The following is a 16,942-nucleotide window of genomic DNA, read 5'->3' on the forward strand; positions in this document are numbered from 1 at the left end:
CTAGTCGTCCTCACCGAAGTCGTCACCCAGAGCCCTTCCGCCACCACCTCCGACGCCGCCTCCGCCTCCGTCGGAGCCGTCCTCGTCGTCCCACTCCCCTTCCTCGTCGCCGAGGTCCGGCGCGAAGGGGTCCTCCTCGTCGGAACTGTGCGCCGGAGGCAGGGTCCGCACGGGCCGGCCGCCCTGCGGACGCGCGGAGGAAGGAGCCGCCGAGGGAGGCTTCGACGGCCTGGGCGGGGCGGAGGCCCGGGGGGTGACGGTCCTGGTCGGCACCTGCGAGGCGGAAGGTGACACCGGGGTCATCGGGGACGGCGGAACCGGACGCGCGGTGGCCGGCGGCAGGGGCCCATGACCGGCGGGAACCCGGATGACGGGCCCGATGTCCAGCGGCACGGGCCCTTCCGCCCAGCCCCTGCCCGCCACCAGTCCCGCTCCCGCGAGGGCACACACCACCGTGACCACGACGTTGGCTTTCCTGAGTGTCATGCGGAGAGTGTGCTTCCTAGATCGAACAGGTGAATCAAAGAGGAGAGGATTCTCATAACCCGTGCGAGCGGGGGGCACTTCGGTGAGAAAGGACCGGAGGGGCACCTTCATCGTCACTCTCCTGCGCTGCCGGAGGAGGGCGCGGAATTCTTCCCCTCACTCCAGAGGGGATACGTGGGCCCACGCCCAACGACTCAGCGCACGCGCGGCGTTGTGCGGCGGGATGCCCCCGGCGGTGGTGACGAGGTGGTTGAGCGGCGCGCGGAGAGGCCCGGCACCGGCGGCCACCGCTGGGTGCCGTCGCCACCGTCGCGGGGATGGCGAGCGCCGGGTCCGGGAGCCCGCGATCGAGACGCACCCACCCGGCCCTCCGGCGATGGAGGAGTGGGGGTTCGGTGGCCGGCACCCGACCGCGACCCACCCCAGCCCGGGTGCGAGGGCCGGCACCCGACCGCGACCCACCCCAGCCCGGGTGCGAGGGCCGGCACCCGACCACGGCCCGCCGCAGCCGCACCTCAGCCCGCACCGGGCGGGGACCGGTCGCACAGGGTCCCCGCCCCTCGACTCCCCCCGCTTCATCCGGGGAAGCGGGGGACCGGCCACCGGAACCCCGCCGGGGCGGACGGGTCAGTACGCGGAACGGGTCAGTACGCGGACGGGCGGTGCGCCCGGTCTATCGTCTCGGCCAGCTCCCGCACCGCGCTGTCCTCCGTGCTCTCGGCCAGCGCACGAGCCCGCTCCCCCAGCTCCCCGAGGCTCGGCGCCCCCGGTATCCGCTCATCGCGCAGACTTCCCGCGAAGTACGCGGCGACCGCCGCGACCTGGAACCGGGCCGACGCTCCGCCCCACAGCGCCTTGCGCACCCCGCTCGTGCCGATCACCCCCGACTCCTCCCGAGGGGCACGGGTCTCCGGATCGAGCCACCGCACGGTCGCCTCCGCTATCCGCCCGCTCGCCCCCGGCCGGAGCCGCACGGCATAGAGCGCCGTCACCGTGTGCCCGGGGCCGACCTCCCCGCCGTCGACCCGGTCGTCGCGGAAGTCCTCGTCCGCGACCTCCCGGTTCTCGTAGCCGATCAGCCGGAACCGCTCGACGGTCTCCTGCTCGAACGCCACCTGCGCCTTCACATCGCGCGCTCGCAGCTCCACATGGACGGGCAGTTGATCGCGGAAGACCCGCTCGGCCTCCTCCTCGGTGGAGACATAGGTGGTGTGCCCGTCGCCCTTGTCGGCGAGCCGCTCCATCAGCGCGTCGCCGTAGTCGCTGCCGACACCCACGCCGAAGAGGGTGATGCCGTACTCGCGGCGGGCGTCGCCGATCTGTTCGAGGATGGCGTCGGCCCGGGTCTCACCGGTGTTGGCGAGGGCGTCGGAGAGCAGGACCACCCGGTTGGTGGCCCCCCGGCGGTGGCCGTCGACCGCCGTCTCGTATCCGGTGCGCACCCCGGCCTCCACATGGGTGGAGTCGGCCGGCTCCAGGGCCTCGATGACCCGGTGGACCCGGTCGCGGTTGCCGTCGAGCCGGGTCATCGGCAACCGGGTCTCGGCCCGGCCGCTGAAGGTGACCACGGCGATGGAGTCGTCGTCGCGCAGTTCGTCGGTGAGGACTCCGAGCGAGGTGCGGACCAGGTCGAGCCTGCCGGGCTCGGCCATGGAGCCGGATACGTCGATGACGAAGGTGAGCGCGGCGGGCGGGCGGGTGCCCGCGGCACCGGGGCGGGTGGCGAGGCCGACCCGGACCAGCGACCACTCCCCGCTCTCCTCCTCCCCTCCGGTGCCGCCGCGCAGCTCGCCCTCGGTGCCCCGGAGGGCCGCGCCGTCGACCGTCACCGAGAAGCCGTCGCCCTCCGGCCTCGGGTAGTCCTGCCGGAAGCTGTTGACGAACTCCTCGGGGCGGATGCCGGCGGGGTCGGGGCGGCGGCCGTCCTGAAGGGTGCGGCGCGCGTAGGCGTAGGAAGCGGTGTCGACGTCGAGGGCGAAGGTGGAGAGGTAGTCCGGGGCCTTGCGTTTCGCGTAGCCGTCCTCCCGCGACAGCTCATGGTCCTGATCGGGGGCGGGTGCCTGGACGGCACTCCCCCCGCCGCCGGGGCCCGCCCCGGAACCGGAGCCCGAGCCCGAGCCGGAACCGGCGCCCTTGCGCTCGGCGGCGGGCTGTGCGGAGCCCCGGTCGCTCTGGCCTCCGGAGCTGCACCCGGCGGTCAGGAGCAGACCGCCCGCCAGCAGCGCGGCCACCACTCCTCTGTGCTTCCCGGCACGGCGGTGTGTCCTGGTACGACGGTGCATCCGGACTCCCTCGGTCGTCGGCCGGCCGTCGGCCGGTCCTCAGCAGGTGTCGGTGTGACGTGCGGCGCGGGCCGCAGGACCGGTCGGCGATGTTGCGAATCTGTCTCAAATCCACAACGGCCGCCGCGAGTTGCCGCGTTCCCCTCCGGCCGGCGGTGGCAAGGACTCGCCATCCCTCGATCGGCCGCTTGTCACGGTGAGAGGTCGTGTGCGTACATGGAGTACACGCATGGGTCCGGGGGGACGGGCTGTGCGTCTGCACGGAACAGCGGGGGGTGATGTGCCATGTCACTGGCAATGATTCCGGGCACTGTGCTCTGCGGGGAGGTGCCGAGGTCCGTCCTGCGGAAGGCACGGGGGCGGCAGGTGCACGGGGCTGACGATGTCAGCGCGGCTCTCAAGCGGGTGGTCCGGGCCGCGCGCCATGAGCTGCTCAGCTTCGACGATCCGGCGGGCGCGCTCGGCCAGGGCGGGCCCGAGCCCTTCCTCCAGTCGGTCGGGTCGTGTGTGCACGAGTCCGCGCCCCGGACCGCCACGGTCCGCTGGGTCGCGCCCCGGCGCGGTCTCGCGCGTCTGGCGCACACCGGCGAGCGCTGGCACCGGCCGGGGGATGCCCGGGTCACGGAGTCCATCCCGTTCCACATAATCGTCGCCGACCGCGCCGTGGCGGCGGTCCCGCTCGATCTGGATGTCTATCACCACGGCGTGCTGGTGATCCGGGACCCGGTGATGGTCCAGACCCTGGTGCGCACACATCGCGCGTGGTGGGAGATGGGTGAGGAGCCGGGCGGGGGCGGCCTAGCGGCCCGGGCGGCACCGGCTCATCTGCGCCCGGTGCTCCAGGCGCTGATGGCGGGGCTCACGGACGAGGCGGCGGCCACCCGGCTCGGGGTGTCCGGCCGGACCTACAGCCGCCGGGTGGGCGAGTTGCTCTCGGCCCTCGGCACGACGAGCCGCTTCCGGGCGGGAGCGGAAGCGGCTCGTCGGGGCTGGGTCTGACCGCCGTCGGTCAGGACACGATGTCCTTGCGGGAGAAGTTCCGGAAGGCGAGCGCGAAGAGCACCAGGGCGTAGGCGACGGAAACGGCGGCGCCCTTCACCATGCCGCTCCACTCCAACTGCGGCTGGAGCGCGTCGATCCAGGCGAACTGCCAGTGGGCGGGAAGCACCTCGCGCCAGTCGCCGAGCGCGGTGACCGCGTCCAGCACATTGCCGACGATGGTCAGCCCGACCGCTCCGCCGACCGCGCCCAGCGGGGCGTCGGTCTTGGTGGAGAGCCAGAACGCCAGTCCGGCGGTGACGAGTTGGGAGAGGAAGATGAAGACCACGACCAGGGCCAGCCGGGGCAGGGTCTCGCCGGTGGCGAGGGAGCCGCCCGTGGGAAGTTTCAGCGGGCCCCACCCGTAGGCGATGGTTCCGGCGACCAGGGCGATCAGCGGCAGCAGCACCATCGCGGCGGCACTGAAGCCGAGCGCCACCGCCAGCTTGGACCAGAGGAGCCGGGTGCGCGGGACGGGGGCGGCCAGCAGATAGCGCAGGGAGGACCAGTTGGCCTCCGAGGCCACGGTGTCGCCGTGGAACAGCGCCACCGGAACCACCAGCAGAAAGCCCGCCGAGGCGAACAGACAGGTGGCGGCGAAGTTGACGCCGGAGGCGGTCGCCGTGTCCATCAGGGTGATGCGGTCGTCCACCTCGCCCTCGCCGGGGCTGCCGCCGATGGCGAAGGCGACGATGAGGACCAGGGGCAGAGCCGCCAGGATGCCCGCCATCACCATGGTCCGGCGCCGCTTCAGCTGCCGTACCGCCTCCACGCGCAGGGGCAGGGTGTGCCGGGCGCGGTAGCCGGGGGCCGATTCGGTCAGCGTGCTCATGCGGAACCTCCGATCAGGGTGAGGAAGGCGTCTTCCAGGCGGCGGTGCGGGCCGACACCGGTCAGCGGGACGTCCAGCCGGACGAGTTCGCCGATCAGGCCGGTGGCGGTGATTCCGTCGAGACGCACGAGCAGACCCTCGTCCACCCGCTGGGCGGAGCCGATGCCCGGGAGCGCGGCGATCTTCTCGACCACCGGCTCGGAGACCTCGGCGGCGGTGGTCACCAGCAGGATGTCGCTCTCGCCGGTGATCTCGGCGACCGGTCCGGCCTGCACCAGCCGGCCCCGGTCCATGACCACGAGATGGGTGCAGGACTGTTCGACCTCGGAGAGGAGGTGACTGGAGACGATGACGGTACGGCCGGCGGCCGCGTAGCGGATCATGACATCCCGCATCTCGCGGATCTGCGGCGGGTCGAGTCCGTTGGTCGGCTCGTCGAGGATGAGCAGATCCGGCATCCCCAGCATGGCCTGGGCGATGGCGAGCCGCTGCCGCATGCCCTGCGAGTAGGTGCGCACCGCGCGGGCGAGGGCGTCGCCCAGGCCGGCGATCTCCAGGGCCTCCTCGATATGGGCGTCCTCGGCGGGGCGGCCGGTGGCGCGCCAGTACAGCTCCAGATTGTCGCGGCCCGAGAGATGCGGCAGGAAGCCGGCGCCCTCGACGAACGCGCCGACGCGGGAGAGCACGGGCGCACCGGGGCGGATGGCGTGGCCGAAGACCCGGATCTCGCCCTCGTCGGGCCGGATCAGTCCCATCAGCATGCGGAGGGTGGTGGTCTTGCCGGCGCCATTGGGTCCGAGGAGTCCGAGGACCTGGCCCTTGTCGACGCGGAAGGAGAGCTGCTGGACGGCGTAGCGGTCGGCGGACTTGGCGTACCGCTTGGTGAGACCGGTGATCTCCAGGGGGACATCGGCGCGCTCGGGGTCGGGCGCGGGGGCGACGGCGCGCCTGCGGGCGGTGAGGAGGAGACCGGCGGCGATGACGGCTCCGGCGGCCGGGAGGCCCCAGGTCCACCAGGGCAGCCCGGCGGCCTGGGTCTTCACGGCGGGTGCGGTGGGCACGGCCAGTTCACCGGCGCCGGTGAGGCCGACGGTGTAGCGGGCGGGGGCCGCGGGGGAGGCGTAGCCGAGGTCGGTCGCGGCGAGGACGAGCCGCAGCCGGTGGCCAGCGTCGACCTCGTGGTCGACGGCGGGCAGGGTCAGGGTGACCTCCTTGCCCTGGCGGGCGCCGTCGATCCGGACGGGGGCGACGAGCTGGGAGGGGAGGACCTGCTGCCGGCCGTCGGGGCCGACGTCGTAGACCTTGCCGAAGAGGACCGCCTCACCGGTGGTGGAGGCGACCTTGACGCGGATGGAGGGGGAGCCGGTGATGCGCAGGGAGCTCTTCAGGGGCTGGGAGTCGAAGCGGGCGTGCTGCCCGGGGAAGTCGAGTGAGAGGCCGACACCGAAGGAGGAGAGGCTGCCGAGGCCGCCGCTGAGCCCGGGGACGGCGGAGATGGCGGGCGGGGTGGCGCCGGCCGGGTTGGAGAAGCTCTGTTCGCCCGCCCCGAGCGGGACGGTCCGGGTGCCGTTGTCCAGACCCGGGTAGCGGGCGGCGTGCGCTCCGCGCAGCAGGGCCCGGCCGTCGGTGGAGTCGACGCCTCCGGTGCGGCTGACACGGAAGGCGGGTCCGGTGTCGGCGCTCGTGTCCTGCTGGAGGTGGCGGTCGAACCAGGCGCTGACCCGGTTCTCGATCCGGGTGGACTCGCTGTCGCCGCCGTCGTGGCCGCCGGAGATCCAGTCGACGGCGACGGGAGCGCCGTTGGCGCTGATCCGCTCGGCCATGGCGTCGGCGTGGGAGAGGGGGAAGAGTGAGTCCGACTGGCCCTGGACGATCAGGGTGGGGACCTTGATCCGGTCGCCGACGGCGGAGGGGCTGCGGCTCTCCAGCAGTTCGCGGGCGGCGGTGTCCGGCTTCCCGGAGACGGCGATCCGCTCGTACATGGCGCAGAGTTCGGGCTGGAAGTCGCCGCAGCCGGCGGGGTTCGCGGCCCGGTCCGGGGTCCCCGACGCTCCCGGGGCACCCCCGACGGCGGGCGGGTCCTGCGGGCGGGTGCCGGCCGGGGTGTCGCCGGCCGGGGTCCGGCCGGGGGCTTCGGCCGAGCCGGTGGAGAAGAAGATGCCCGCCCAGAGCTTCTTGAAGACACCGCTCGGGAAGAGGGCGTCGGCGAGGTTCCAGTAGGTGATGGAGGGTGCGATGGCGTCGACGCGGTCGTCGTGTCCGGCGGCGAGCAGCGAGATCGCGCCGCCGTAGGAGGCGCCGGCGAGGCCGACACGGGGGTCGCCGTCCGAGTCGAGCTGTATTTCGGGGCGTTTCGCGAGCCAGTCGATCAGCCGGGAGACATCCTTGACCTCGAAGTCGGGGTCGTTGAGCCCGATCTTTCCGGTGGAGGCGCCGAAGCCCCGGGCGGACCAGGTCAGTACGGCGTAGCCGTCGCGGGCGAGCCCCTCGGCCTGGGCGCGCACATCGCTCTTGCTGCCGCCGAAGCCGTGCCCGAGGAGCACGGCGGGGCGGCGGCGGTCCCGGTCGCCGGAGGTGAAGTAGGAGGTGTCGATCTGCGCCCCCGGCATGGTGTGCGTCCGGTCCTCGCGGTGCACGCTCGGGGCGTCGTCATCGGCGACCGCGGTCCAGGTGCCCGCGCTCGCGACGACGGCCAGGGCGGCGGCGCCCGCGAGCCATCGGCCGCGGTGGCGGGGCCGGGGAAGTCGGATCTTCATGAGGAAACCCTAAGCGGAGTGTGCCCGGGGTCCGGGCTGTCTCCAGTCGGAGTCCAGCGTCTCCCCGGGGAGTAGGCGGACTCCGGCCGTACACCGCCCGTGGTACGCGGCGGGGGGCGGACATCAGGGTGACGCACGCCACAGGGGCCCGGGCCCGCGTCGCCGGGCGCCGCGCCCCGGCCCGCCGGCCTGCCGGTCCGCAGGGCCTCCACCGGGTGCCCGGGACCACCGGGCCGGCGCCCCTCCACCCGGAGCCCCGGGACCACCGGGCCGGCGCCCCTCCGCCGGGCGGCCGGAAGCAGGGATCAGCGACTCCCTCTTGTGTCATGTTCATTATCACGAGAGGCTGTTCGCCGCGTCCGCACCTTCCGGCACCCCGCACACCCGTACTTGCCCGAGATCCGGTCAACGAAAGGTCAGGTGCACGAGATGAGATCCACCGCCCGCCGCATCGGCGCGCTGCTCCCCGCAGTCGCACTCGCAGCAGGTCTCCAGTTCGCCGTCTCCCCGAGCGCACAGGGCGCCACCGCGCCCGTCGCCCCGAACGGCGACCTCCGTCTCGCCCCCACGGCGACCGCCGTACCCGGCAGTTGGATCGTCGTCCTGAAGGACGGCTCCGCCCGCGCCGCCGATCTGGGTGTCACGCCCCGGCACACCTACCGCAGCGCACTCAAGGGCTTCTCCGCGAAGATGTCCACCACGAAGGCACGGCAGCTCGCCGCCGACCCCCGGGTGGCCTATGTCGAGCAGGACTCCAAGGTCTCCCTCACCGCGACCCAGACCAACGCGACCTGGGGAATCGACCGGATCGACCAGCGCGATCTGCCGCTCTCCACCACGTACACCTACAACACCGGGGCCGCCGGTGTGAACGCGTACATCATCGACACCGGGATTCGCACCAGCCACGGCGAGTTCGGCGGGCGGGCGAGCGTCGGCACGGACACCGTGGGCGGCGGGCAGAACGGCCAGGACTGTCAGGGCCACGGGACCCATGTCGCGGGCACGGTCGGCGGCAGCCTGTACGGCGTCGCCAAGAACGTCAATCTCATCGCCGTGCGCGTGCTCAACTGTCAGGGCTCCGGCACGACCGCCGGGGTCATCGCGGGCGTCGACTGGGTCACCGCCAACGCCAGGAAGCCCGCCGTGGCCAATATGAGCCTCGGCGGCGGCGCCAACACCAGCCTCGACAACGCGGTGAAGCGCTCCATAGCCTCCGGCATCAGCTACGCGGTGGCCGCGGGCAACGGCGATGCCTTCGGCACCCCGCAGAACGCCTGCAACTACTCCCCCGCCCGCGTCCCCGAGGCGATCACGGTCGGCGCGACGGACCGGACCGACCGCAGGGCGTCGTTCTCCAACTTCGGCACCTGCCTCGACCTCTTCGCCCCCGGGGTGAGCGTCACCTCCGCCTGGCGCACCAGCGACACCGCCACCAACACCATCTCCGGCACCTCGATGGCCGCCCCGCACGCGGCGGGTGTCGCCGCGCTGCATCTGGCGTCGAACCCGTCCGCGACCCCGGTCCAGGTCCGGGACGCGATCGTGAACAACGCGACGAACAACAAGGTCACGGACCCGCGGACCGGTTCGCCGAACAAGCTGCTGTACTCGCTCTTCTAGCCCCGCCCGGACGCTGAGGCCCCCGGGCGCGGCAGGTGCCGGCGCGCCCGGGGGCCGTCGTACGCACGGGCCGTCGTGCCCGGGCGGTGGCTCAGTCGTTGCGGGGGAAGCCCAGATCGACGCCCGCGTGCGGCTCGGACGGGTCCGGCCAGCGGGTGGTCACCACCTTGCCCCGGGTGTAGAAGTGCACCCCGTCGTTGCCGTAGATGTGGTGGTCGCCGAAGAGCGAGTCCTTCCAGCCGCCGAAGGAGTGGTAGCCGACGGGGACCGGGATCGGGACATTCACCCCGACCATGCCCGCCTCCACCTCCAGCTGGAAGCGGCGGGCCGCGCCGCCGTCGCGGGTGAAGACGGCCGTGCCGTTGCCGTACGGGGAGGCGTTGATGAGCGCCACCCCCTCGTCGTACGTGGCCGCGCGCAGGACACAGAGCACCGGGCCGAAGATCTCATCGCGGTACGCGTCGGAGTCGGTGGAGACCCGGTCGAGCAGCGAGAGCCCGATCCAGTGGCCGCCCTCGTACCCCTCGACCGTGTGGCCCGTGCCGTCGAGCACGACCTCGGCGCCCTGGGCCGCCGCGCCCGTCACATAGGAGGCCACCTTGTCCCGGTGCGCCCTGGTGATCAGCGGGCCCATCTCGGAGGAGGGGTCGTCGCCGGGGCCGATCCTGATCTTCTCGGCGCGCTCGCGGATCTTCTCCACCAGGGCGTCGGCGATCGAGTCCAGCGCCACCACCGCGGAGATCGCCATGCAGCGCTCGCCGGCGGAGCCGTACGCCGCCGAGACGGCCGCGTCCGCCGCCGCGTCCAGGTCCGCGTCGGGGAGGACCAGCATGTGGTTCTTGGCGCCGCCGAGCGCCTGGACCCGCTTGCCGTTGGCGGCGGCGGTGGTGTGGATGTAGCGGGCGATGGGGGTGGAGCCGACGAAGGACACCGCCGCGACATCGGGGTGGTGGAGCAGGGCGTCCACCGCGACCTTGTCGCCGTGGACCACATTGAGCACCCCGTCCGGCAGCCCCGCCTCGGTGGCGAGCCGGGCCAGCAGATCCGCCGCCGAGGGGTCCTTCTCGCTCGGCTTGAGGACAAAGGTGTTCCCGCAGGCGACGGCGAGCGGGAACATCCACATCGGCACCATCGCCGGGAAGTTGAACGGGGTGATGCCCGCGACCACCCCGAGCGGCTGGCGGATCGAGGCGACATCGACCCGGCTGGACACCTGGGTCGACAGCTCACCCTTGAGCTGGGTGGTGATGCCGCAGGCCAGCTCGACGATCTCCAGGCCGCGCGCGACCTCGCCCAGCGCGTCGGAGTGCACCTTGCCGTGCTCGGCCGTGATCAGCGCCGCGATGTCGTCCCGGTGCGCGTCCAGCAGGGCCCGGTAGCGGAAGAGGACCGAGGTGCGCAGGGAGAGCGAGGAGGTGCCCCAGTCGGCGTAGGCGGCCCTGGCCGCCGCGACGGCGGCGCCGACCTCGTCGGCGGAGGCCAGCGCCACCTCGGTGGTGACCTCCCCGGTCGCCGGGTCGGTGACCGGGCCCCAGTTGCCGGAGGCGCCCTCGACGGTCTGGCCGCCGATCCAGTGGTGGACGGTCTTCGTCATGGCGGAAGGCTCCTTCACAGATGCCGGATACCCGGTCTCTTCACAGCTGACGGCGGCGGGCCGCGACCTGGCGCTCGTACTCCTCCCGGGCCGTGACCGCGGCCGGACGGGTCGCGGTCTGCGCCACGGGAACATCCCACCACGCCTGCGCGGGGGGCGCGCCCGACACTGTGTCTGCCGTTTCGGTCTCGACATAGACACCTGTGGGGACATCCGCCGCACGGGCTTCGGCGAGGGCTTCCCGCAGGTCGCGCACGGTCCGCGCGCGCAGAACGCGCAGCCCGAGGGCGGCGGCGTTGGCGGCCAGGTCGACGGGGAGCGGATCGCCGGTGTAGGTGCCGTCGGGGGCGCGGTACCGGTAGGCGGTGCCGAACCCCTCGGCCCCGACCTGGGCGGAGAGGCCGCCGATCGAGGCGTAGCCGTGGTTCTGGAGGATCACCACCTTCACGGGGATGTTCTCCTGGACGGCGGTGACGATCTCGGTGGGGTTCATCAGATACGTGCCGTCGCCGACGAGCGCCCAGACGGGCCGGCCGGGCGCGGCCATCGCGGTGCCGATCGCCGCCGGGATCTCGTATCCCATGCAGGAGTAGCCGTACTCGACGTGGTACTGGTCGGCCGAGCGGGCGCGCCAGAGCCTGTGGAGATCCCCGGGGAGCGAACCCGCCGCGTTGATCACGATGTCGTCGCCGTCGACCAGGGAGTCCAGGATGCCCAGCACCTGGGTCTGGGTGGGGCGGGCGTCCGGGTCCCCGTGCGCGTACGCCGCGTCGACGCGCCGTCCCCAGCGCTCCTTGCCCGCGCGGTACTCCGACGCGTACGCGGGCGGGACGCGGTAGCCGCCGGCGAGTTCGGCGAGGGCCGCGCGGGCGTCCGCGACCAGGGAGAGGCCGGCCATCTTATGGGCGTCGAACGAGGTGATGTTGAGGTTCAGGAAACGGACTGCGGGGTTCTGGAAGAGGGTGGCCGAGGCGGTGGTGAAGTCGGACCAGCGGGTGCCGACGCCGATCACCAGATCCGCGCCCCGGGCCAGTTCGTCGGCGACCCCGGTGCCGGTGTGGCCGACGCCCCCGAGATCGCCGGGGTGGTCGTGGGGCAGGGAGCCCTTGCCCGCCTGGGTGGAGGCGACCGGGACGCCGGTCGCGTCGGCGAAGTCCCGGAGCGCTCCCTCGGCCTCGCTGTGGCGGACGCCGCCGCCGGCGACGAGCAGCGGCCGGCGCGCACCGGCCAGCGCCCGCCGGGCCTCCGCCAGGGCGTCGAGATCCGGCCTCGGGCGGCCGACCCGCCAGATCCGCTCGGCGAGGAACTCCTCGGGCCAGTCGTACGCCTCGGTCTGTACGTCCTGGGGCAGGGCCAGGGTCACCGCGCCGGTCTCGGCGGGGTCGGCCAGCACACGCATCGCCTGGAGCGCGGCCGGGATCAGCGCCTCGGGGCGGGTGATCCGGTCGAAGTAGCGGGAGACCGGGCGCAGGGTGTCGTTGACCGAGAGGTCCCCGGCCCAGGGGGTTTCGAGCTGCTGGAGCACGGGGTCGGCGGGACGGGTGGCGAAGGTGTCGCCGGGCAGCAGCAGCACGGGCAGGCGGTTGACGGTGGCGAGGGCCGCGCCCGTGACGAGGTTGGTGGCGCCGGGGCCGATGGAGGTGGTGACGGCGTGGGCGGAGAGCCTGCGGGACTGCCGGGCGTAGCCGACCGCCGCGTGGACCATGGCCTGTTCGTTACGGCCCTGGACGAACGGCAGCGGCGCGCCGGGACCGGTGCCCGACTCCACCAGCGCCTGGCCGATACCGGCCACATTGCCATGGCCGAAGATGCCCCAGGCGGCGCTGATCAGCCGGTGGCGCCGGCCGTCCCGCTCGGTGTACTGGCGGGTGAGAAAGGTGACCAGGGCCTGGGCGACGGTGAGCCTGCGCGCTGTCATCGGCTCTTCTCCCCGGTGGTCGGCGCGTACAGCGGCAGCCGGGGGTCGACCGGCTGGCCGGGCCAGGTGGAGCGGACCCAGCCGTGGTCCGGATGGTCGCGGATCAGCCACTCGCGGCCGGTGCCCGGGCCCGCCATCACATTGAGGTAGTACATGGCGCGGCCGGGCGAGGCGATCGACGGGCCGTGCCAGCCGTCGGGGATGAGCACGGCGTCCCCGGTGCGGACCTCGGCGAGGACATCGGTGCCGCCGGGGCGGGACGGGGAGACCCGGTGGTAGCCGAGGCCGCCGCCGTCGATCTCGAAGTAGTAGATCTCCTCCAGCTCCGACTCGACGCCCGGCTGGTGGTGGTCGTGCTTGTGCGGCGGATAGGAGGACCAGTTGCCGCCGGGGGTGAGCACTTCGACGGCGATCAGCCGGTCGCAGTCGAAGGTGTCGGCGGCGGCGAAGTTGTTGACCTGGCGGGAGCAGGTCCCCGCGCCGCGCAGCTCGACCGGTACCTCCGGCGCGGGGCCGTAGCGGGCGGGGAGTCGTCGCCCGCACTTCGCTCCTGCCAGGGCGAAGCGGCCTCCCGCGCCGGAGGCGATCTGTGCCCGGGCATCGCGCGGCAGATAGGCGAAGTCGGTGACTCCGCTGAACACGCTCCGCCTGCCCAGGAGTTCAAACGTCTCATCCTCGGTCCGTACGGTGCAGCCGCCCTGGAGCGGAAGCACGATCCACTCGCTGTCACCGGTGTCCAGAAAGTGCGCCGCGCCCGGAGCGAGCTCCAGCACCCGCAGGGCGGAGTGCGCCCAGCCGGCCTCCTCGGGGCCGATCCGGAGCGCGTACGGGCCATCGGCCGCGCTGCCCGCCGGAACGTAGCGGTCCGGGGCGGCCGGCGGTCCGTCGCGGTCCGGGGCGGCCGGCCGGTGTCTGTCGTGGGTGCTCATGACCTCTCCCTGGGTGCCTGCTAGAGCAGTCCTACGGCCGTGTCGACCGCGCCGGCGACATTCCCGTCGACCGGGTAGAGCAGCGAACGGCCCACCACGAGCCCCTGCACCGTGGGCAGCCGGAGCGCGCCGCGCCACTTCTCGTACGCACCGTCCTGATCGTCCCCGATCTCGCCGCCGAGGAGGACGGCGGGGAGCGTGGAGGTCTCCATCACGGCCGCCATGTCGGCGGGGTCGTCGGTGACCGGGACCTTCAGCCAGCTGTACGCGGAGGTGCCGGCCAGACCGGAGGCGATGGCGATGGACCGGGTGACCGCCTCCGCGCCGAGGTCGGTGTGGAGCCGGCCGCCGACGCGGTGGCAGATGAAGGGCTCGATGAAGACGGGGAGCCGGCGCTCGGCCATCTCGTCCACCGCGCGGGCGGTGGAGTGGAGGGTGTCGAGCGATCCGGGGTCCTGGTAGTCGATCCGGAGCAGCAGTTTGCCGGCGTCGAAGCCCAGGCGGTGGAGATCCTGGGCGCGGTGGCCGGTGAAGCGGTCGTCCAGTTCGAAGGAGGCTCCGGCCAGACCGCCCCGGTTCATCGACCCGATGACGATCTTGTTGTCGAGGGCGCCGAGGAGGAGCAGGTCGTCGAGGATGTCGGCGGTGCCGAGGACGCCGTCGACTCCGGGGCGGGAGAGGGCGAGACAGAGCCGTTCGAGCAGGTCGAGGCGGTTGGCCATGGCCAGTCTGCTGTCGCCGACGGAGAGTGCGCCGCGAGCCGGGTGGTCGGCGGCGATGATCATCAGCCGGCCGCTGTCGCCGAGGAGCCCGCTGCGCCGGGCCCGGCGGCCGGCGGCCTCGGCCACGGCCTCGGGGTGGCGGGTGCGGATGCCGACCAGTTCGGCGATGTCGACCCGGCTCATGAGGTGTCCCCCGGCGCGGCGCCACCGCCCGGGAGCGGCGGGCCGGGCGGGACGGGGCCGCCCGCGAGGACCTGCTCGACCTCCGGCGCGTACGGCATCGCGGACGAGCAGGCGAGCCGGGAGGCCACGATCGCGCCGGCGGCGTTCGCGTACCGCATGGTCTGCTCCAGGGGCAGGCCGGAGAGCAGCCCGTGGCAGAGCGCGCCGCCGAACGCGTCGCCCGCGCCGAGCCCGTTGACCACCTCGACGGGGACGGGCGGGACCTCGGCCCGGGTGCCGTCGCGGTGGAGGGCGAGCACACCGTCGGGGCCCTGTTTGACCACGGCCAGCTCCACCCCGGCGGCGAGCAGGGCCCGCGCCGCCGCGAGCGGCTCGCTCCGGCCGGTGGCGATGCCGCACTCCTCCAGATTGCCGACGGCGACCGTGGCGTGGGCCAGCGCCGCGCGGTAGTGCGGGCGGGCCTCGGCGGGGTCCTGCCAGAACATGGGGCGCCAGTCGAGGTCGAAGACGGTGGTCCCGGAGCGGTCGCGGTGGGCGAGGGCGGCCAGGGTGGCGGTCCTGCTCGGCTCGGCGCACAGTCCGGTTCCGGTCATCCAGAAGACCCGCGCGGCGCGGATCGCCGCCAGGTCCAGCTCGTGCTCGTGGATCTCCAGGTCGGGGGCCTTGGGCTGCCGGTAGAAGTAGAGCGGGAAGTCGTCCGGCGGGAAGATCTCGCAGAAGGTGACGGGGGTGGGGTACTCGGACACGGGGGTCACCCAGCGGTCGTCCACCCCGAACTCGCCCAGGGCCTGGTGGAGGTAGTCCCCGAAGGCGTCCTGCCCGGTACGGGTGATCACCGCCGTGCGGCGGCCGAGCCGGGCGGCACCGACGGCCACATTGGCCGCCGAGCCGCCGAGGAACTTTCCGAAGGTGTCGGCCTGCGCCAGCGGGACACCGGTCCGCAGCGGATAGAGGTCCACCCCGATCCGGCCCATGGTGATCACGTCGTACGGCGGTGGGGCGTACGGCTGTGTCATGCGCGTCCCTTCGGTGCGGCGCCCGGCTCACCTCAGGTCTAATGGTCACTCCGGAGCCCTGTCAACATTTTGTCCTTACATTCGGACCAAGGCTTGACACCCTTCCGAGACGGCCGGAAAGCTCATCGACATGACCTCCCCCGTCCCCTCCCCGAACCGCATCCGGGTCGGCTCGGCCCCCGATTCCTGGGGAGTGTGGTTTCCCGACGACCCTCAGCAGGTGCCCTGGCGGCGCTTCCTCGACGAGGTCGCCGAGGCGGGGTACGAGTGGATCGAGCTGGGGCCCCACGGCTATCTCCCCCGTGACCCCGCCGTTCTCGCCGACGAGACCGCCCGGCGCGGGCTGCGGGTCTCCGCCGGGACGGTCTTCACCGGGCTGCACCACGGGCCGGCGGTCTGGGAGAAGACCTGGGCGCACGTCTCGGACATCGCGGCCCTCACCCGGGCGATGGGCGCCGCGCATCTGGTGGTCATCCCCTCCTTCTGGCGGGACGACCGGACCGGCCGGGTGCTGGAGGACCGCACCCTGACCCCCGGACAGTGGCGCGATCTCGCCACTCAGACCGAGCGGCTCGGCCGTGAGGTGCGCGAGCGGTACGGGCTGAGGATCGTGGTCCACCCGCACGCCGACACCCATGTCGACAGCGAGGAGAACGTCACCCGCTTCCTGGACGCCACCGATCCGGAGCTGGTCTCGCTCTGTCTGGACACCGGGCACTACGCCTACTGCGGCGGCGACAGCGTGCGGCTCATCGAGACCTACGGCGAGCGGATCGGCTATCTCCACCTCAAGCAGGTGGACCCGGAGGTCCTCGCCGGGGTCATCGCCGACGAGGTGCCCTTCGGGCCCGCCGTCGGGCGCGGGGTGATGTGCGAACCGCCGTCCGGGGTGCCGGATCTGGAGCCGGTGCTGCGCGCGGCGCGGGCGCTGGACGTGGATCTCTTCGCCATCGTCGAGCAGGACATGTATCCCTGCCCGCCGGAGAAGCCGTTCCCCATCGCCCGGCGGACCCGGCGTTTTCTGCGCTCCTGCGGGGTCTGAGGGGCGCGTGCCGCCTCTGTCATGGTTGTCCCCCGCTCATGACGCATGTCTCCATGACGCGCACCTTCCGTCACAGCCGTTCAACATCACCGCTCTCCCCCTCCACGCCGGCGCTGGTTGGGCGCAGGCTCAGTGATCGCCAGCGCTCGCGCGTCAGGTCCTTCGACGGTCCCCCGGCCGCCGCTGCCGCGCGCGCAGGGAGGTGTCACACAGATGACGGACCGAAGGCTCTGGTCGTACAAGGACATCGCTGCTCACATCCGGGTCCAGCCCGACACCGTCCGCACCTATCGCAAGCACGGCCTGCTCCCTCCGCCCGACCGGGTGGAGGGCGGCAAGCCCTACTGGTACGCGGAGACCATTCGCGTCTGGGTCGCCAACCGTCCGGGGAACAAGGGCCGGAGGGACTGAGTCCGCGTATCCCACGACCCCGCGGTCCCGCCCCCCCCCCGGGGGGGGGGGGCCGCGGCCGACCGGCCCCGCCGCGGGCGGCGATGGGACGAGCGGCGGGGTGGGGAAGA

13 protein-coding genes are annotated in these 16,942 nt (G+C 73.1%); 4 read left to right on the top strand and 9 right to left on the bottom strand.

Annotated features, from left to right (window positions below; all coding sequences use genetic code 11):
• The gene (locus ABT122_RS05025; protein WP_351545431.1) at positions 1-486 is read right to left on the bottom strand and encodes a hypothetical protein; all 486 of its coding nucleotides are present in this window, start codon (positions 484-486) and stop codon (positions 1-3) included.
• Positions 487-1,130: 644 nt separating this feature from the next.
• Positions 1,131-2,768, bottom strand: a complete 1,638-nt coding sequence (locus ABT122_RS05030; RefSeq protein WP_351545434.1) for a vWA domain-containing protein — start codon at positions 2,766-2,768, stop codon at positions 1,131-1,133.
• A gap of 285 nt (positions 2,769-3,053) precedes the next feature.
• Here ABT122_RS05030 and ABT122_RS05035 point away from each other — a divergent pair, with 285 nt between their 5' ends.
• Positions 3,054-3,767 carry a DNA-binding response regulator gene (locus ABT122_RS05035; protein ID WP_351545436.1) on the top strand — a complete coding sequence of 238 codons (714 nt, stop codon included), beginning with the start codon at positions 3,054-3,056 and terminating at the stop codon, positions 3,765-3,767.
• A 10-nt stretch (positions 3,768-3,777) separates the two neighbouring features.
• On the opposite strand, the gene ABT122_RS05040 is transcribed toward ABT122_RS05035, so the two are convergent.
• Both ABT122_RS05040 and ABT122_RS05045 read right to left on the bottom strand, forming a co-directional pair.
• Entirely contained in the window at positions 3,778-4,638 is an 861-nt protein-coding gene (locus ABT122_RS05040) for an ABC transporter permease (protein ID WP_351545439.1), read from the bottom strand.
• Complete coding sequence (locus ABT122_RS05045) at positions 4,635-7,394, bottom strand: alpha/beta fold hydrolase (RefSeq protein WP_351545442.1); 2,760 nt, start codon at positions 7,392-7,394, stop codon at positions 4,635-4,637. Before ABT122_RS05045 ends, ABT122_RS05040 begins: the two co-directional genes overlap by 4 nt.
• 420 nt (positions 7,395-7,814) lie before the next feature.
• Between ABT122_RS05045 and ABT122_RS05050 the strand changes: the two genes are divergently transcribed.
• Positions 7,815-9,017 (top strand): S8 family peptidase, encoded by a 1,203-nt coding sequence (locus tag ABT122_RS05050; protein ID WP_351545445.1) that lies wholly within the window; start codon positions 7,815-7,817, stop codon positions 9,015-9,017.
• A 91-nt stretch (positions 9,018-9,108) separates the two neighbouring features.
• Here the strand turns inward: ABT122_RS05050 and ABT122_RS05055 are convergent, their stop codons facing one another.
• Genes ABT122_RS05055 through iolC form a run of 5 tightly spaced genes read right to left on the bottom strand, consistent with a single transcriptional unit; the run spans position 9,109 to position 15,379 of the window.
• Entirely contained in the window at positions 9,109-10,611 is a 1,503-nt protein-coding gene (locus tag ABT122_RS05055) for a CoA-acylating methylmalonate-semialdehyde dehydrogenase (RefSeq protein ID WP_351545448.1), read from the bottom strand.
• Between the two features lie 40 nt (positions 10,612-10,651).
• Positions 10,652-12,529, bottom strand: coding sequence for a 3D-(3,5/4)-trihydroxycyclohexane-1,2-dione acylhydrolase (decyclizing) (gene iolD / locus ABT122_RS05060; RefSeq protein ID WP_351545451.1), 1,878 nt, complete (start codon positions 12,527-12,529; stop codon positions 10,652-10,654).
• Positions 12,526-13,458 carry a 5-deoxy-glucuronate isomerase gene (iolB, locus tag ABT122_RS05065; protein ID WP_351545454.1) on the bottom strand — a complete coding sequence of 311 codons (933 nt, stop codon included), beginning with the start codon at positions 13,456-13,458 and terminating at the stop codon, positions 12,526-12,528. The genes iolD and iolB overlap by 4 nt, the downstream gene beginning before the upstream one ends.
• A 20-nt stretch (positions 13,459-13,478) precedes the next feature.
• Positions 13,479-14,363: a Cgl0159 family (beta/alpha)8-fold protein gene (locus ABT122_RS05070; protein ID WP_351545457.1), complete on the bottom strand. Its 885-nt coding sequence runs from the start codon at positions 14,361-14,363 to the stop codon at positions 13,479-13,481.
• The gene (gene iolC, locus ABT122_RS05075) at positions 14,360-15,379 is read right to left on the bottom strand and encodes a 5-dehydro-2-deoxygluconokinase (RefSeq protein ID WP_351545460.1); all 1,020 of its coding nucleotides are present in this window, start codon (positions 15,377-15,379) and stop codon (positions 14,360-14,362) included. Before iolC ends, ABT122_RS05070 begins: the two co-directional genes overlap by 4 nt.
• A gap of 130 nt (positions 15,380-15,509) precedes the next feature.
• On the opposite strand from iolC, the gene ABT122_RS05080 reads away from it, so the two are divergent.
• Both ABT122_RS05080 and ABT122_RS05085 read left to right on the top strand, forming a co-directional pair.
• Positions 15,510-16,421, top strand: coding sequence for a sugar phosphate isomerase/epimerase family protein (locus tag ABT122_RS05080; RefSeq protein WP_351545463.1), 912 nt, complete (start codon positions 15,510-15,512; stop codon positions 16,419-16,421).
• A 213-nt stretch (positions 16,422-16,634) separates the two neighbouring features.
• Positions 16,635-16,832: a helix-turn-helix transcriptional regulator gene (locus tag ABT122_RS05085; protein ID WP_351545466.1), complete on the top strand. Its 198-nt coding sequence runs from the start codon at positions 16,635-16,637 to the stop codon at positions 16,830-16,832.
• Positions 16,833-16,942 lie beyond the last annotated feature (110 nt).

The organism is Streptomyces sp. NPDC001985, assembly GCF_040296845.1.
In the GTDB taxonomy this organism is placed as follows: Bacteria; Actinomycetota; Actinomycetes; order Streptomycetales; family Streptomycetaceae; genus Streptomyces.

What these genes read in the sequence shown, in the direction of transcription:
- ABT122_RS05025 (WP_351545431.1), bottom strand. Translation starts at nt 486, where the DNA reads ATGACACTCAGGAAAGCCAACGTCGTGGTCACGGTGGTGTGTGCCCTC.
- ABT122_RS05030 (WP_351545434.1), bottom strand. Translation starts at nt 2,768, where the DNA reads ATGCACCGTCGTACCAGGACACACCGCCGTGCCGGGAAGCACAGAGGA.
- ABT122_RS05035 (WP_351545436.1), top strand. Translation starts at nt 3,054, where the DNA reads ATGTCACTGGCAATGATTCCGGGCACTGTGCTCTGCGGGGAGGTGCCG.
- ABT122_RS05040 (WP_351545439.1), bottom strand. Translation starts at nt 4,638, where the DNA reads ATGAGCACGCTGACCGAATCGGCCCCCGGCTACCGCGCCCGGCACACC.
- ABT122_RS05045 (WP_351545442.1), bottom strand. Translation starts at nt 7,394, where the DNA reads ATGAAGATCCGACTTCCCCGGCCCCGCCACCGCGGCCGATGGCTCGCG.
- ABT122_RS05055 (WP_351545448.1), bottom strand. Translation starts at nt 10,611, where the DNA reads ATGACGAAGACCGTCCACCACTGGATCGGCGGCCAGACCGTCGAGGGC.
- iolD (WP_351545451.1), bottom strand. Translation starts at nt 12,529, where the DNA reads ATGACAGCGCGCAGGCTCACCGTCGCCCAGGCCCTGGTCACCTTTCTC.
- iolB (WP_351545454.1), bottom strand. Translation starts at nt 13,458, where the DNA reads ATGAGCACCCACGACAGACACCGGCCGGCCGCCCCGGACCGCGACGGA.
- ABT122_RS05070 (WP_351545457.1), bottom strand. Translation starts at nt 14,363, where the DNA reads ATGAGCCGGGTCGACATCGCCGAACTGGTCGGCATCCGCACCCGCCAC.
- iolC (WP_351545460.1), bottom strand. Translation starts at nt 15,379, where the DNA reads ATGACACAGCCGTACGCCCCACCGCCGTACGACGTGATCACCATGGGC.
- ABT122_RS05080 (WP_351545463.1), top strand. Translation starts at nt 15,510, where the DNA reads ATGACCTCCCCCGTCCCCTCCCCGAACCGCATCCGGGTCGGCTCGGCC.
- ABT122_RS05085 (WP_351545466.1), top strand. Translation starts at nt 16,635, where the DNA reads ATGACGGACCGAAGGCTCTGGTCGTACAAGGACATCGCTGCTCACATC.